This window comes from Paraclostridium sp. (assembly GCF_051656405.1).
Lineage (GTDB): Bacteria > Bacillota > Clostridia > Peptostreptococcales > Peptostreptococcaceae > Paraclostridium.
In genome coordinates, this window is sequence record NZ_JBOGBV010000049.1 from 1 (window position 1) to 15834 (window position 15834).

A 15834-nucleotide genomic window follows, 5' to 3' on the forward strand; every position below is an offset into this window, starting at 1 on the left:
AAAAAAGAATGATACATATAAAAATAAAGGGGGCGTAATATGAGTAAATCAGCAGTTAAAGAAAAAAAGAGTTTTTTGATGAAATCTCTAGATGGGATAGAGTACATAGGTAATAAATTACCACATCCAGTTACTTTATTTGCAATGCTTTGTGTTGCAATCGCTATTATATCTGCAATAGCAGCTAGTATGGGGTTAAGTGTAACAGCCGAACTTATAAATAGAGAAACAATGGAAGTAGAAAAACAAACTATAACAGCAGTTAGCTTATTAAATGGTGAAGGGTTTAAATACATGTTAGAAAATGCGGTAACAAACTTCACTTCATTTGCACCACTTGGAGTTGTGCTAGTTGGAATGCTAGGAATAGGATTAGCTGAAAGTTCAGGATACATAGGAACATTACTTAAAAAAATAGTTAGTGTAACACCGTCAAAATTAATAGTTCCAACTGTAGTTTTCTTAGGAATAATGTCAAACATGGCATCAGATGCAGGATATGTTATATTAATTCCACTTGGAGCTTTAGTCTTTATGGCTTATGGAAGACATCCACTAGCAGGTATAGCAGCAGCATTTGCAGGAGTTTCAGGAGGATTTAGTGCAAATTTAATAATTGGAACAATAGATCCGATGCTAGCGGGAATAACAAATGAGGCAGCACATATACTTGATCCTACAGTTAGTATAAGTGCAACTGCTAACTACTTCTTTATGGTAGCATCTACATTTTTAATAACAATATTAGGAACTATAATAACTACAAAAATTATAGAACCTAAATTAGGTAAATATGATTCTAAAATGGCAAAAGATTCAGATGGAATGTCAAGAGCTAGCGATTTACAAACTATAAAACCTGAAGAAGCTAAAGCAATGAAAGTTGCAAACTTTACTTTATTATTTATGGTAATTGGGTTAGTTATTCTTGTTGCAATGCCTAACTCATTCTTAAGAAACCTAGACAAAGCAAGTTTCCTAGATTCTATAGTTGATCACTCTACTTTAATGAATGGTTTAATACCAATAATAGCATTATTGTTCTTTGTACCATCAGTGGTTTACGGTAAAATTGCTAAAACTGTAAAAAATGAAAAAGAAGTTGCAGCACATATGAGTAAAGCCATGAGTTCAATGGGTGGATATTTATGTTTAGCATTCGTTGCAGCCCAATTTATAAAATACTTTGAATTTACGAATTTAGGAACTATAATTGCTGTAAGAGGAGCAGAGTTTTTACAGTCTATAAATATAGGATCAATACCGCTACTTGTTGGATTTATAATAATAACAGGGTTTATAAATCTATTTATGGGATCTGCATCAGCTAAATGGGCTATAATGGCTCCTGTATTTATACCAATGTTTTTAAAACTTGGAATAGGTGCAGATGTAGTTCAAACTGCATATAGAATCGCAGATAGTTCTACAAATATAATATCTCCGCTTATGAGTTACTTTGCGATGGTTATAGTATTTATGCAAGCTTATAAGAAAGATACTGGAATTGGTACGGTTATATCGTTGATGTTACCATATTCTATGACATTCTTAATAGCTTGGACTTTATTATTTGTAATATGGATGAGCTTAGGTATACCAGTAGGATTCTAGCTTAAATATAAAAAGAGCTGTTTCATGTATGAAACAGCTCTTTTTATTAAGTAGCATTATAAATATTGAGGTTTCCATAATATGCTAGAATTAATGTATGGAGTGAAAAATATAATATATAGTAAGTTAGCAATAACTAAAAAGGAGGTATTAACATGCAGATACTAACAATTGAAAATGTACCAGGGAAAAAAATAGTAGAAGTTGTTGGATTAGTTAAAGGTAGCACTATAAGAGCAAAACATATAGGAAAAGATATTGGAGCAAGTTTTAAGCAATTAGTAGGAGGAGAATTAAAAGGCTATGATGAAATGCTAGAAGAAGCTAGAAAAGTAGCGATAGGAAGAATGGTTGAAGATGCAGAAAACAAAGGAGCTAATGCTATAATTGGATTTAGATTAACATCAGCAGCAGTTATGCAAGGAGCAGCAGAGATGCTAGCTTATGGAACTGCTGTAGTTATAGAGGAAGAAAAATAAATTGTTATATTTTATGGGTATGATAGTTATATGTGCATATGTAGCTATTATAGTTGGAAGTATAATATTACTTATCTTAAAAGTTATAGAAAGAAAAAAAGAGAAACAAGAAGAAGACTGGGATAAGTATGATGATTATTAAATTTATAAATTTTAATAATTATGAATAATTTTTAAAAAGTATTGACAAAATATATATAAAAGTCATATTATAAAAATAAGCAATTATAAAAAAAGCTTTGACGAGAAAGAGTAAGGTTAATGGAATCTTTACAGAGAGTACCCGGTTGGTGAGAGGGGCAAAAGACAATTTAACTTGAATACATCTCTGAGCTGCACTCCGAAAGATAACAACCAGTAGGCAGTTGCCGGATTTTGCACACGTTATAGTGCTAGAGTATCCCAATAAGTTGGCGTACTTGAAGAGATCATTATTGTGAGATAATGATGAACTAAGGTGGTAACACGTGAGTAATACTCTCGTCCTTTTTATAAGGACGGGAGTTTTTTTATTGTATTGGCGCCGTATGGTATTTAAGCTCCCATCCTTAAAAATTAATTTATATAAAATTATAAGGAGGATTAATTATGAAAAGCATAGATGAACAAATAAGAATAATATCTAAAGGTGTAGATGAAATAATAGGAATAGAAGACCTTAAAAATAAATTAGAAAAATCTCAAAAAGAAAACAAACCTATGGTAGTTAAACTAGGATTAGACCCTAGTGCACCAGATATACACTTAGGACACACTGTTGTACTGAGAAAGATGAAACAGTTACAGGACCTAGGTCATAAAGTAATTATAATTATAGGAGATTTTACAGGTAAAATAGGAGATCCTACAGGAAAATCTAAGGCTAGAAAGGCTCTTAGCACAGAACAGGTATTAGAAAATGCTAAGACGTATGAAGAACAAATTTTAAAAGTGCTAGATAAAGAAAAAACAGAAATTGTTTTTAATAGTGAATGGTTATCAAAGTTAAGTTTTGAGGAAGCTATAAGTTTAGCATCTACGACTACAGTAGCTAGAATGCTTGAAAGAGAAGACTTTAAAAAAAGATACGAAAGTCAAACTCCAATATCTCTACATGAATTTTTCTACCCTCTAATGCAAGGATTTGATTCAGTTGAGATAAAAGCGGACATAGAACTAGGAGGAACTGATCAAAGATTTAATGTGCTAATGGGAAGATCATTACAAAAAGAATTTAATCAAGAACCTCAAGTAACTATATTTATGCCGCTACTTGAAGGATTAGATGGTAAAGATAAAATGAGTAAAAGTTTAGGGAATTACATTGGAATAGATGAACAAGCTAATGTAATGTATGAAAAAGCTATGACTATACCTGATGAGCTTATAATAAAATACTTTGAATTAGTAACAGACATTCATCCTGATGTAGTAGATAAGATTAAACTAGACTTAGAAGAAAATAGAGTAAATCCTAGGGATATAAAAATGAACCTAGCTAAAGAAATAGTTAAACTATACCATGAAGAAGAAAAAGCTATTGAGGCTGAAAATAGATTTAAAGAAGTTTTCCAAAAAGGTCAAATACCTAATGATATAAAAACTATAGAAGTATTAAAATCTGAATTTGATTTAATAGGTGAGTTAGTTAAAAATAAATTAGTAAGTAGTAAAAGTGAAGTTAGAAGGCTTATAACACAAGGCGGGGTTAAAGTTAATAATGAAAAACTAGATGATATAAAGAATATAAACATAAATGATACTATGATAGTCCAAGTAGGAAAGAAAAAATTTATTAAAATATGTTTAAAATAATAATTTAAATATTTATTTAAAACTTCTAGACTTTTTAGAATCAAAAGTCTAGAAGTTTCTTTATAATTTATATTAACTTAGTAAGTTAATAGTTTAAAATAATACATATTAAAACATTAATAAAGTTTGATATTAAACTCATATACATGTATAATTATTTTAGAATGAAATTAAGTTACTTTTTACAAAGGGAGTTTATATAATGAGTAATATAAAAATACTATGTGATACAATGAATGATGTACCCGAGAATATAATGAAAAAATATGATATAGAGGTACTGCCAACAACTATAATATTTGAAGGAAAAGAGTATAAAGCAGGAGTAGACATAGGTGAAGATGAATTTTACAAATTACTAAGAAGTAGTGAGAATATACCATCTACATCTCAAATTACATATGCTACATTTAAAGAAACTTTTGAAAAGTACATAAATGAAGGTAATAAAGTTTTATACTTAGCGGGTTCATCTGCTGCATCGGGAACATATCAATCAGCTATGATAGCTAAAAATGATGTTGAGGGAGAGGTTTATATATTTGATACATATGGACTTTCTATAGGCGGTGGAATTTTAATAGGTGAAGCTGCTAAAATGGCAACTGAAGGATATGATATAGAACAAATAATGAATAAATTAGAAGAAGAAAAGGAAAAGGTAAATGTATTTTTCTCTGTTGATTCATTAGACTACTTACAAAAAGGTGGAAGAATATCAGGAACTAAAGCTGCTATAGGAACTTTACTTAATATAAAACCAATATTAAAGATAGAAGATGGTTTAGTTAAGCAAAAGACTCAAGTAAGAGGTAGCAAGAAAATAATACCTTCATTAATAGAACAACTTAGATCAGAAATTGGTGAAGATTTCTCAGACAAAGATGTCTATGTTGGATATGGTGATGATGTAAACGAACATAAGAAATTTATGGAAAAAGTAAAAGAAGAGTTAGAGCCAAGAAATGTATATCCTTTCAGAATAGGAGCTTGTGTTTCATGCCACTCAGGACCTAGTGTTTTAGGAATAGCATGTTTAAAATAAGGAATTATAATATTATAATAATAAAGAAAAAGACCTCTTAATTTAGAGGTCTTTTTTATCTGCAATTTTTTTGAATATAGTTTAAGGAACTTTTCATATCGTTAAAAGAATTTCTAGGAATCATTAAACGTTCAATTCCATTATAAAATCCATAGACATCAAAAATTTTATCTATTTTTACCTGTATTATATCATCGATAATATCTATATAAATACATTTAGAATACTTACTAAAAGATTTAAATATAAGAATTTTATTACTACTTAGTTGAATCATTTTAAAACCATTAAGGTATAAATTACTATCTAAAAAATTTATAAATTCTTCCATAAAATTACCTCCGACTACTAGTATTAACAAGGTTTTTGATTTATATAACTATTTACTAAAAATTACAACATTAATGCATAAACTTGTATAAATTTTCCTGTTGTAGTAAATTAAAAACGAGGTTAAGTGACATAATTATATATATACTGTGTAGGAGGCAAAGCAATGAAAATAAATAAAGAGAAATTCATATATGAATTTACAAGAAATCAAGCTACTCATGAAGAAATACATGAAAATATATTAGAGGGAATGAATGTTCATGGAGCAAATTTTATAATCTTAATTTGTGCAATAATAATAGCATCTGTTGGACTAAATATGAATGCGACTGCAGTTATTATAGGGGCAATGTTAATATCTCCGTTAATGGGTTCAATTATAGGAATAGGATATGGTGTAGGTACATATAATGTGAAGCTTTTAAGAGAAGCTTTCAAAATTTTAATAATTTCAATTATAATAAGTATAGTAACATCTACACTTTATTTTTCGATTACTCCAATAACAACAGCAGGAAGTGAAATATTATCAAGAACTAGCCCTACTATTTGGGATGTTATAATAGCTTTTGTAGGTGGAATAGCAGGTATGATAGGTATAACTCGTAATAAGGCAAGTAATGTTATACCTGGAGTTGCAATAGCAACTGCCCTTATGCCGCCACTTTGTACAGCTGGATATGGACTAGCTACAAATCAATATGGGATGTTTTTTGGAGCAGGGTATTTATTTTTTATAAATGGATTTTTTATAACAATAGCAACTGTAATAGTTACAAAAGCATTAAATATACCAACAAGAATAAATGTATGTGATACAAAAGAAAGAAAAGTTAAAAAATTTATAATTATAGCATCTATAATTGTTATAATACCAAGTATGTTTTCTGCGGTTAGTATGATAAAAGAAACTCTAGATGAAAGTAATTTAGATAAATTTATAAGCGAAGAATTAGGAAATCAATATGTTGTAAGTAAAAAAATAAGCGAAAAAAATGATACGATTACATTAGTTGTTGTGGGAGAGAGAATATCTAGCAATTACTTGAAAGATTTGCAACAACATTTAAGTGAGTATGGATTTAAAGATAAAAAATTAGTTGTAAAGCAAGATGAAAGCAAAATTTCAGATATTGATAAATATATAAATGAAATTAAAAATAACAGTAGTGATTTCATAATAGATAATAAGTTGAAAAATAAAAATGAAGTAGAAAAGCAAATTAAGCAATCTGAAATGGTAACAAGCGAAATATCAAAAGAGTTAAAGGCTATATATCCTCAAATAAATGAAGTATATGCAGGATATTTAATTGGGGAAAAAGATAAATCTAAAGAAATTCCTACACTTGTGCTATATAGCAGCGATGAAAACTTAGCAAATAATACAGAGAATATTGAAAAATGGTTTAAAGCAAGAACTGGTCAACAGGATGTAAAAGTTTATGTAGAACAAAAAAATCCAGAAGAGGCAAAATCGGATAATGAAATTAAAAAGGAATTACAGTAGTAAGGAATAAAAAATAGTAATATTAGGTGATTTTTATGAATAATATGATTGTTTATATAGAGAGATATATAGAAATATGCTATAGTTAGAAAAGTAAAATGTATTTTGGGAGTTGGGATGAAATGAGTGAAAATCAAGAAAGTTTAGTTGAACCACTTTTAAAAAGTGGGAGAGTTTACAAATTAAAATGTGATAAATGTAGATCTGTATCTATACAAATTACACAAAATAAAGAACCTGATTGTATTTGTTTAGAATGCGGAGGGAAATGCATTTCATCAAAAATAAAATAATTTATTTAAAAAGGTTACTTAAAAATAGTTATAAAAATATTTTTGAAGTGACTTTTTTACTTTCAATATAAATATTATGTGCTTAGGAGGCGTAAATGAAAAAAACTATAGGCGTACTAGCTCATGTAGATGCAGGTAAAACTACATTTTGCGAGCAAGTTTTATATCATACAAAATCAATTAAAAATAGAGGGAGAGTAGATGACAAAAATACTTTTTTAGATAATCATGAAATAGAAAAACAAAGAGGTATAACTATATTTTCTGAACAAGGAAAATTTTATTATAATGATTCAACTTATAATTTGATAGATACTCCAGGTCATATAGATTTCTCTCCAGAGATGGAAAGATCTATAAAGATAATGGATTATGCAATTGTAATAATAAGTGCTGTAGAAAAAGTTCAAGTACACACTAAAACTGTATTTAGATTATTGAAAAAACATAGAGTTCCTGCTTTTTTATTTATAAATAAAATTGATAGAAGTGGTATTGATTCAGAACTTTTATTAAGTGATATTAAATTAAAACTAACTGAAAATACTGTGGATTTAAGTAATAAATTAAAGATAGATGGAAGCAATATAAAATTAAGTGAGGAATTAATTGAATTTATAGCTGAAAGTGATGAAGACCTAATTGAAAGATATTTAAATGATGATTATGAAGAAAAAATATGGATATATAAGTTGAAAGAAAAAATAAAAAAGTGTGAGATATACCCTATATTGAGAGGTTCTGCCCTTCATGATATAGGAATACATGAGTTTTTAGAAAAGCTTGATTTATTAACTTATACGGAATATAAAAATGATGAAGATTTTATAGGGAAAGTTTATAAAGTAAAGTATGATGAGAGTAGAAATAGAATAACGTATGTAAAAGCTATTAGAGGTAAAATGAAAGTAAAAGATGAAGTTTCATATATTTTAGGTGATGATATACATACTGAAAAAATTAATAGCATTAGAATATATAATTCTAATAAGTTTGAAAGTATTAATGAAGTTGAAGCAGGTCAAATTTTTGGAGTTGAGGGTTTAAGTAAGGCAAATCCAGGCGCTGTTTTGTATAAAAATTTTTCTAGTAATTTTTATGAAGCCGATTGTGAATTAGATATGGTACCTACATTAACTTCAAAAGTTATATTTGATAAAAGTTTAAATATAAAAGAAGTTCTGAGTATTTTTCAAATTTTACATAATGAAGAACCTTCTTTGAATATAGTATGGAATGAAAATTTGAAAGAAATACAAGTAAATATAATGGGTAAAATTCAATTAGAGGTTCTAAAGGAAATTTTAAAAAGTAGATTTAGGTTAAATATGGATTTTGGGAAAAGTGAAATATTATATAAAGAAACTGTAAAAGAAAAAACAGTAGGATATGGGCATTTCGAGCCGTTAGGGCATTATGCTGAAGTACAATTAATGATAGAACCTGGAATGCGAAATAGTGGAATTACCTTTAAAAGCATTGCACATCCAGATAATTTAAATCAAGGGCATCAAAACCTAGTTAAAACTCATATATTTGAAAAAGAACATAATGGAATTTTAGGTGGTTATCCTATAACAGATATTGAAGTTACTTTGATTACTGGAAGGGATCATAATAAGCATACTAGTGGAGGGGATTTTAGACAAGCTACTTTAAGAGCATTAAGGCAAGGGTTAGATCAAGCTGAAAATGAAATATTAGAGCCTTTTTATAAATTCAAAATAGAAATCGGCTATGAATATATAGGCAGAGTAATTTCAGATATACAAAAAATGAATGGAGAATTTGACAACCCTATAATAAATGAAGATATTTGTATAATAGAAGGTAGAGGACCGGTTGCTACCTTAATGGATTATCCTCTAGAAATCATTAGTTTTAGCAAAGGAAGTGGAAGTGTTACATTTATATTTGATGGGTATGATGTATGTCATAATGAAAGCGAAGTAATTGCTAATAGGGGATATGACAAAGATAGTGATATTGAATATACGTCTAATTCTATATTTTGTTTAAAGGGAGAAAGTTATACTATAAAAGGAAAAGATGCTAAGGGGTTTATGCATTGTCTATAAAAAGATTTTTTAAAAAGAATATAATATGATAATAATCAATATAATATAGAAGTTTTAAAGCTTAAATATTAGGGGGGATTATTATTGTATTGTAAGAACTGTGGAAATGAACTAAAAGAAAATGCAAGTATATGTGTAGATTGTGGAGTTTCTATAGGAAAAGGAAATAAATTTTGTAAGTTTTGTGGAAATGAAGTAAATGAAAATTCAAAGTTTTGTATAAGTTGTGGGAATGAATTAAATAAGCCTTATATACCTAAAATTAAGGAATATGCTAATCGAAAAATATATTGTAGAAACTGTGCAAATGAAATGGACTATGAGTCATCTGTTTGCACTAAATGTGGAGTAAAAAGGGGTGGGGGAAATTCATATTGTTATGTATGTGGGAAAGAAACTGATGAAAAAGCAGACATATGCGTTCACTGTGGAGTAGAACTAAAAAAAAGATTTTCAGTGGGTAATGCAAAAGGAACAAAGAGTAAATTAATGGCTGTTATTTTATGTATATTATTTGGAACTATGGGAATACACCGATTTTATGTAGGAGATAACACTGAAGGATTTATTTTATTAGCATTGACTTTAGGTGGTATAGTAACATGTGGAATAACTACTATAATTAGTGGTATTTGGGTAATTGTGGATTTGATTTTTATAATAATAGATAAAATAACGGATGAGAATGGCGAACCACTTCAATGGTAAAAGAATTAGACTTTTAATGTACATTTTTGTAATTGCAATAATATACTTGATTCCAATTAGCTATATAGAAAGCAGAAGTTTTTGTTTATGGTATAATTTATTTAAAATAAAATGTTTTGGATGTGGAATGACTAGAGCTTTGTTTAATTTATCAAGATTAAATATAAAAACAGCTATAAATTATAATTATATGATTATTTTGGTTATCATTCCAACATATTTAATTTTGAAAGATATATTAAATATATTAAAGTGTGAATTAAAAAATTTAAATAGAAAATAAAAGCATGTAGTTAATAACTACATGCTTTTTTATGTAATTTATTAAAATATACACTTATTGAGGTGAATTGAATTTGTATTGTTAAATTCAGTCTATATGTTACAATATTGTACAGTGAAATTTATAAAAAAAGGAGGATGTATGAAAAGGTATAAAAAAATACAAAAAATAACAATATTTATTATTTTATTTATTGCAATTATATTTACATCAGGATGTCAAAGTAAGAATTTAAAGGAAGTTAAAAATGAAACACAGGTAAAGTCTTATGAATCGGGTAATAAATCACAATCGGAAATACATTTTATAGATACTGGAAATAGTGATGCTATACTTATAAAGCAAGGAGATAGAGCAGCACTTATAGATGGTGGAGATAATGATGATGAAGGAAAAGTTGTAGAATATTTGAAGAAATCAAGAATAACAGAACTTGAATACGTATTTGCTACTCATCCTCATGCAGATCATATTGGAGGACTTGATGCAGTTATAAACTCAATTCCAGTAAAAAATGTATATGTAAGCAATGGAGATGCAAATACAAAAACATATAGAGATTTTATAGAATCCATTGCAAACAAAGGTCTATATCCTAGCGTACCTTTATTAAATAGTGAGTTTGATTTAGGAACGTCAAAATTTAAAGTTTTATCAGTTGCAAATACAGATGATCCAAATAACAATTCTATAGTTCTTGAATATATAAATGGAAACGATAAAATATTATTAATGGGGGATGCAGAATCTGAAATAGAATCAAAAATAAATACTGAAGATATAGACTTGTTAAAAGTTGGTCACCATGGTTCTCATAGCAGTACGACAAAATCTTTTTTAGATAAGGTATCGCCAGAATATGCAGTTATAATGGTAGGTAAGGATAATAAATATGGACATCCACATAAAGAAACTATGGAGAAGTTGAAACAAGAAAATATTGAAGTTCATAGAAGTGATGAATGTGGGAATATAGTTGCTATATCTACTGGAGACGGATTAAAAATTGACTGTAAAAAAGGTAGTTACAAAAGTGGAAGTGAGAAGGGACACTCAAATAATAACCCAGGAAATATAACTAACAATAGTTTAAAAGAAGAAAAAGTATATTGGACACCAAATGGTAAGTCATATCACACAACTAGTAAATGTAAAACATTGAGTAGAAGTAAAAATATACTTTCAGGAACAATAAAAGAGTCAGGGAAATTTGATTCATGTGACGCTTGTCATTAATTAATATTAAATAATAATTGAAGTATTTAGTTATTATTGATATATTATATTAAGAAAAAAATTAAATATATATTTAGACGCTAGGGCTAGCATCAGGAGGAAATATGATTGATATAACAGAATTAAAATTTGAATTTAGGCAACAAGGAGAAGCTCACAAAGTTGATTTTATAGGTCTTTGTCATATAACGGAAGATCTTTTGTGGTTTTGTGAAGAAAGCAATGCTATAGTTTTTGGATTTGAAGATGATAGTGAGTATAAATTAGTTATTAATGAAGATACCGAATATGAGGATATACAAGAGTTCTTTGATAATATAGGAGAAGATCAATGTATATCAGATAGTATAAATATAAAAGTTTTAAATTATAGAAATTAAAAAAAATTTAAAAAAAGTGTATACATTTTCAAAATAAGTGGTATAATAAATAATACAGTGATTAAAGAATTGCTGATTTAAATAAATGGAGTTAAAAACTTCATGTAGGTATTTAGGAGAACATTTCAATGACTAATGGAATAGTAAAATGGTTTAATAGTGAAAAAGGATTTGGATTCATATCTGTAGAAGGTGGAGATGATGTATTCGCTCATTTCTCAGCTATACAAAGAGACGGATTCAAAACTTTAGAAGAAGGTCAAAAAGTAAGCTTTAATATAGTTGAAGGTGCTAGAGGTCCTCAAGCAGAAAACATAACTATATTATAATTATAGATTGTCTAAAAAAAGATTCTCTCGTATGAGAGAATTTTTTTTTGTCAATAATTAAAAAAATTTTTAAATATATGTAATCTGAAGAAATTTTTTTGTTTACAAAAACTTAACAAAAAGATAACAAATTAGCATATAATTATTTCAAAGGTTAAATTCTGAAAAATTTTAATATATAAAAGATTTTAACTTAATAAAGGGGGATTTTTATATGGAGTTTTTTAATCCAGTAGTAATTTCTATTGCTGTGATGATTGTACTTTGTTTGTTTAAGTTTAATGTGTTTTTATCAATTATTGTAGCAGCCATAGTTGCTGGGGTTTTTTCTGGAATGTCTCTAAGTGACACTATGTCTATCTTAGTCGGGGGCATGGGTGGAAATGCGGAAACTGCTCTAAGTTACATATTACTAGGAGCTTTAGCTGTAGCTGTAAGTAAAACAGGATTAGCATCAATTCTAGCAAAAAAAATATCTCAAGTAGTTAAGGACAAAAAAATTACACTAATCTTATTAATAGCATTCATATCATGTTTTTCTCAAAATCTTATTCCAGTTCACATAGCATTTATACCAATATTAATACCATCATTGTTATCACTTATGAATAAATTAAAAATTGATAGAAGGGCAGTTGCATGTGCATTAACATTTGGTCTTAAAACACCGTACATTGCAATACCAGTTGGCTTTGGATTGATTTTCCAAAATATTATAAGAGATCAAATGATAGCCAATGGAATAGATACAACTACTAATATGGTTACAGGCGTAATGTGGATACCGGCAATTGGTATGATTTTAGGTTTGTTAGTAGCTGTATTTATAACATATAGAAAACCTAGAGATTATAAAGATGTGAAAATTGAAGGGTTAGAAGAAAATCAAATTGACGAAAAGATGGCAACTAAACACTGGTGTGCACTTTTAGGGGCTATAACTGCATTTGTAGTTCAAATTCTAACTGGATCACTACCGCTTGGAGGGTTATGCGCTATAATAGTATTATTTGTTACTAAAGCTATTAAATTTAGTGAAATAGATGAGTTAGTTGATGGAGGAATAAAAATGATGGGCCTTATAGCCTTTATAATGCTTGTAGCTGCAGGATATGCAAGTGTTCTTAGAGAAACAGGGCAAGTGGAGACATTAGTAGCATCTGTATCCGGAATAGTTGGAAATAGCAAATTTATAGGAGCTTTAATTATGCTTTTAGTAGGACTACTAGTAACTATGGGAATAGGAAGCTCATTTGGAACGTTACCAATTATAGCAGCTATTTATTGCCCGCTAGGTCTTAGTTTAGGATTTAGTATTCAAGCTATAATTTTATTAATAGGAGTAGCTGGAGCTTTAGGAGATGCAGGATCTCCAGCATCAGATAGTACACTAGGACCTACAGCCGGTCTTAATGTAGATAAACAACATGATCATATTTGGGACACTTGTGTTCCTACGTTTATACATTATAATATACCGCTTTTGATATTTGGATTAATAGGAGCTATGATATTATAATAAAAAAAACTAGTCATATGACTAGTTTTTTTTATGCAAATTTAAGATTCATACAAATAATGTATAAAATAGCAATTAAAGTGCAAATTATTATATAAATAATAATTTAAATTTGATAGTAAAGATGATCATATTAGAAAACAAAATCTTGCTTGATTTTATTGAAATTTCACAATTTAAAGATATGTTAAAAAAATTTAACAAAAAATACTATTAAAAATTTAAAAAATTGAGAGAATTTTGTAAAAATATGATATAATCGATTTAGTTAAAAAAAGGAAGGTGAAATAAATGAGCAAAAAACTGTCTAAAGAAGCATATGGAGGGATACATGGAAAAGACTATGTACCTTACATAACAGACAAATCAAAAACAGGTGCAAACGTTGCTGTACTGATTATAGGTATTCTTTTAGCAACTATATTCGCAGCATCTACAGCATATTCAGGTATGAAGGCAGGACTTACAGTTGCAGCTGGTATACCAGGGTCTATAATAGGATCAGCATTTATTGCAGCATTTGCTAGTGGAAAAGGTATTCTAGGGAAAAACATAGTACAAGGTATGGCAAGTGGTGGGGAATCAGTTGCTAGTGGTATGATTTTCGTTTTACCAGCTATATTACTAATAGGTAGCCAAGTTAGCTTCCTAGAAGGTTTAGCAGTGGGAGTAGGTGGAGTTCTATTTGGTATAGGAGTTTCATCACTTGTTTACAGCTATTTAATAATAGAAGAACATGGAAAACTTATGTACCCAGAATCAATGGCTATATGTGAAACACTTGTAGCATCAGATGCAGGTGGAGACTCAATGAAGTACATGGGTATTGGATTTGGAATAAGTGGTATTATAACAGTATTAACAGGATCATTCTTAAATGTAACAAATAATGTAATAAGCTTTATAGGAAGCAAATTCTATAAATATAAGTTTGAAGTTGAAGTTAACCCATTACTTTTAGGTATAGGGTTCATAGTAGGACTTGAAGTATCTTTAACAATGTTTGCTGGTTCTATATTAGCGAACTTTGGTATAACACCATTAATATCTTACTTTACTGAAATGGCAGGGCCAGGAGCAAATGTTTGGAACAACTCTTCAATGGCTATAAGTCAAATGGGTGTAAATGATATCGGTGGTAACTATGTAAAATACATAGGAGCTGGTATGATGCTTTGTGGAGGTATAATAGGAGCAGTAAAACTTATACCAACTATAATAGCATCAGTTAAAGAAACTATGAAAGCTAAATCATCTAATGATGGAGAAGGAAGCTCAGCTCTTCAAACTATAATATTATTAGGTGGAATAGTAATAGCATTTGTAGCAGGGTTCATTATATCTGGAAGTGTAACAATGGCAATAGTTGGAGCTATAGCATCAGTATTATTAGCTGGACTATTCGTTATAGTTGCAGGACGTTTAACAGGAACAATAGGAACATCAAACTTACCGGTATCTGGTATGACAATAGCATCTTTAGTTATATTAACTTTAGTGTTTGTTATAATGGGATGGAAAGGTCAAGCAGATAATAAATCATTATTACTATTTGGTACGTTTATAGTAGTTTCTATAGCTATAGCTGGTGGATATAGCCAATCTCAAAAGGTTACTTACATCATAGGTGGAAGCAAGAGTGAAATGCAAAAATATTTCACAATAGCTGGTATAGTAGGGGTAATAGTTGTTGTTGGAACAATATTATTACTTTCAAACCAACTTACAATAACAGGAGATAATCCTCCATTTGCATTGCCTCAAGCAAACTTAATGTCAACATTGACATCAGGAATAATGTCAGGTCAATTACCTTGGGTTATGATAATTGTTGGAGTATTCATGGCGATAGTTTTATACTTCCTAGGATTACCAATAATGACAGTTGCAATCGGATTCTACTTACCAATAGCAACAACTTCTATAATATTAGTAGGAGCATTAATCCGTGTATTTGTTGAAAAAACTTCTAAATCTGAACAAGAAAAAGAAGGTAAAGTTTCAAATGGTATAAGTTTATCATCAGGACTTGTAGCAGGAGGATCTATAATAGGTCTAATAGGTATAATACTACAAGTATCAGGTGTTATAAAGAGTGCAGGACCAAGTGGATTTGCATCTGGAAATATGATGGCAATAATACTTTTAATAGTATTAGTAGGACTTACTGCATGGCCAATAATAACATCTAAGGTAAAAAATAATGAAAAATAATGAAGAAGTTTTAAATTTA

General features: G+C 28.9%; 16 protein-coding genes and 1 other annotated feature. Of the genes, 15 read left to right on the forward strand and 1 reads right to left on the reverse strand.

The window, feature by feature from the left end:
* Positions 1-39 precede the first annotated feature (39 nt).
* The 5 genes from ACRDDE_RS06875 (at position 40) to ACRDDE_RS06895 (ending at position 4932) form a co-directional block, all read left to right on the forward strand.
* Positions 40-1614: an AbgT family transporter gene (locus ACRDDE_RS06875; protein ID WP_438626508.1), complete on the forward strand. Its 1575-nt coding sequence runs from the start codon at positions 40-42 to the stop codon at positions 1612-1614.
* Between the two features lie 155 nt (positions 1615-1769).
* Entirely contained in the window at positions 1770-2093 is a 324-nt protein-coding gene (locus tag ACRDDE_RS06880; protein ID WP_021431097.1) for a heavy metal-binding domain-containing protein, read from the forward strand.
* A gap of 1 nt (position 2094) precedes the next feature.
* Positions 2095-2235 (forward strand): hypothetical protein, encoded by a 141-nt coding sequence (locus ACRDDE_RS06885; RefSeq protein ID WP_438626510.1) that lies wholly within the window; start codon positions 2095-2097, stop codon positions 2233-2235.
* Between the two features lie 88 nt (positions 2236-2323).
* Positions 2324-2584, forward strand: a binding site (T-box leader).
* A 97-nt stretch (positions 2585-2681) separates the two neighbouring features.
* Positions 2682-3887 (forward strand): tyrosine--tRNA ligase, encoded by a 1206-nt coding sequence (gene tyrS, locus ACRDDE_RS06890; RefSeq protein WP_438626512.1) that lies wholly within the window; start codon positions 2682-2684, stop codon positions 3885-3887.
* Positions 3888-4089: 202 nt separating this feature from the next.
* A complete protein-coding gene (locus tag ACRDDE_RS06895) occupies positions 4090-4932 on the forward strand; it encodes a DegV family protein (RefSeq protein WP_438626514.1) in 843 nt (280 codons plus the stop codon).
* A gap of 55 nt (positions 4933-4987) precedes the next feature.
* On the opposite strand, the gene ACRDDE_RS06900 is transcribed toward ACRDDE_RS06895, so the two are convergent.
* On the reverse strand, positions 4988-5263 hold the full coding sequence (locus ACRDDE_RS06900; RefSeq protein WP_025161870.1) for a hypothetical protein: 276 nt from the start codon (positions 5261-5263) through the stop codon (positions 4988-4990).
* 165 nt (positions 5264-5428) lie between these two features.
* Here ACRDDE_RS06900 and ACRDDE_RS06905 point away from each other — a divergent pair, with 165 nt between their 5' ends.
* The 10 genes from ACRDDE_RS06905 to ACRDDE_RS06950 all read left to right on the forward strand — a co-directional run bounded on the left by ACRDDE_RS06905 (position 5429) and on the right by ACRDDE_RS06950 (position 15815).
* Positions 5429-6775: a DUF389 domain-containing protein gene (locus tag ACRDDE_RS06905; protein ID WP_438626515.1), complete on the forward strand. Its 1347-nt coding sequence runs from the start codon at positions 5429-5431 to the stop codon at positions 6773-6775.
* A 122-nt stretch (positions 6776-6897) separates the two neighbouring features.
* On the forward strand, positions 6898-7068 hold the full coding sequence (locus ACRDDE_RS06910; RefSeq protein WP_438626517.1) for a hypothetical protein: 171 nt from the start codon (positions 6898-6900) through the stop codon (positions 7066-7068).
* Between the two features lie 95 nt (positions 7069-7163).
* A complete protein-coding gene (locus ACRDDE_RS06915; RefSeq protein WP_438626519.1) occupies positions 7164-9146 on the forward strand; it encodes a GTP-binding protein in 1983 nt (660 codons plus the stop codon).
* Between the two features lie 84 nt (positions 9147-9230).
* Positions 9231-9854, forward strand: coding sequence for a double zinc ribbon domain-containing protein (locus ACRDDE_RS06920; protein ID WP_438626521.1), 624 nt, complete (start codon positions 9231-9233; stop codon positions 9852-9854).
* Positions 9855-9870: 16 nt separating this feature from the next.
* Positions 9871-10137, forward strand: a complete 267-nt coding sequence (locus ACRDDE_RS06925; RefSeq protein WP_438626531.1) for a DUF2752 domain-containing protein — start codon at positions 9871-9873, stop codon at positions 10135-10137.
* Positions 10138-10278: 141 nt separating this feature from the next.
* Positions 10279-11373, forward strand: coding sequence for a ComEC/Rec2 family competence protein (locus ACRDDE_RS06930; RefSeq protein WP_438626523.1), 1095 nt, complete (start codon positions 10279-10281; stop codon positions 11371-11373).
* A gap of 104 nt (positions 11374-11477) precedes the next feature.
* Positions 11478-11753, forward strand: a complete 276-nt coding sequence (locus tag ACRDDE_RS06935) for a hypothetical protein (RefSeq protein WP_438626525.1) — start codon at positions 11478-11480, stop codon at positions 11751-11753.
* A gap of 128 nt (positions 11754-11881) precedes the next feature.
* Complete coding sequence (locus ACRDDE_RS06940; protein ID WP_021431086.1) at positions 11882-12082, forward strand: cold-shock protein; 201 nt, start codon at positions 11882-11884, stop codon at positions 12080-12082.
* Positions 12083-12296: 214 nt separating this feature from the next.
* Positions 12297-13601, forward strand: coding sequence for a Na+/H+ antiporter family protein (locus ACRDDE_RS06945; RefSeq protein WP_438626527.1), 1305 nt, complete (start codon positions 12297-12299; stop codon positions 13599-13601).
* Between the two features lie 291 nt (positions 13602-13892).
* Positions 13893-15815: an OPT family oligopeptide transporter gene (locus ACRDDE_RS06950; RefSeq protein WP_438626529.1), complete on the forward strand. Its 1923-nt coding sequence runs from the start codon at positions 13893-13895 to the stop codon at positions 15813-15815.
* Positions 15816-15834: the final 19 nt, after the last annotated feature.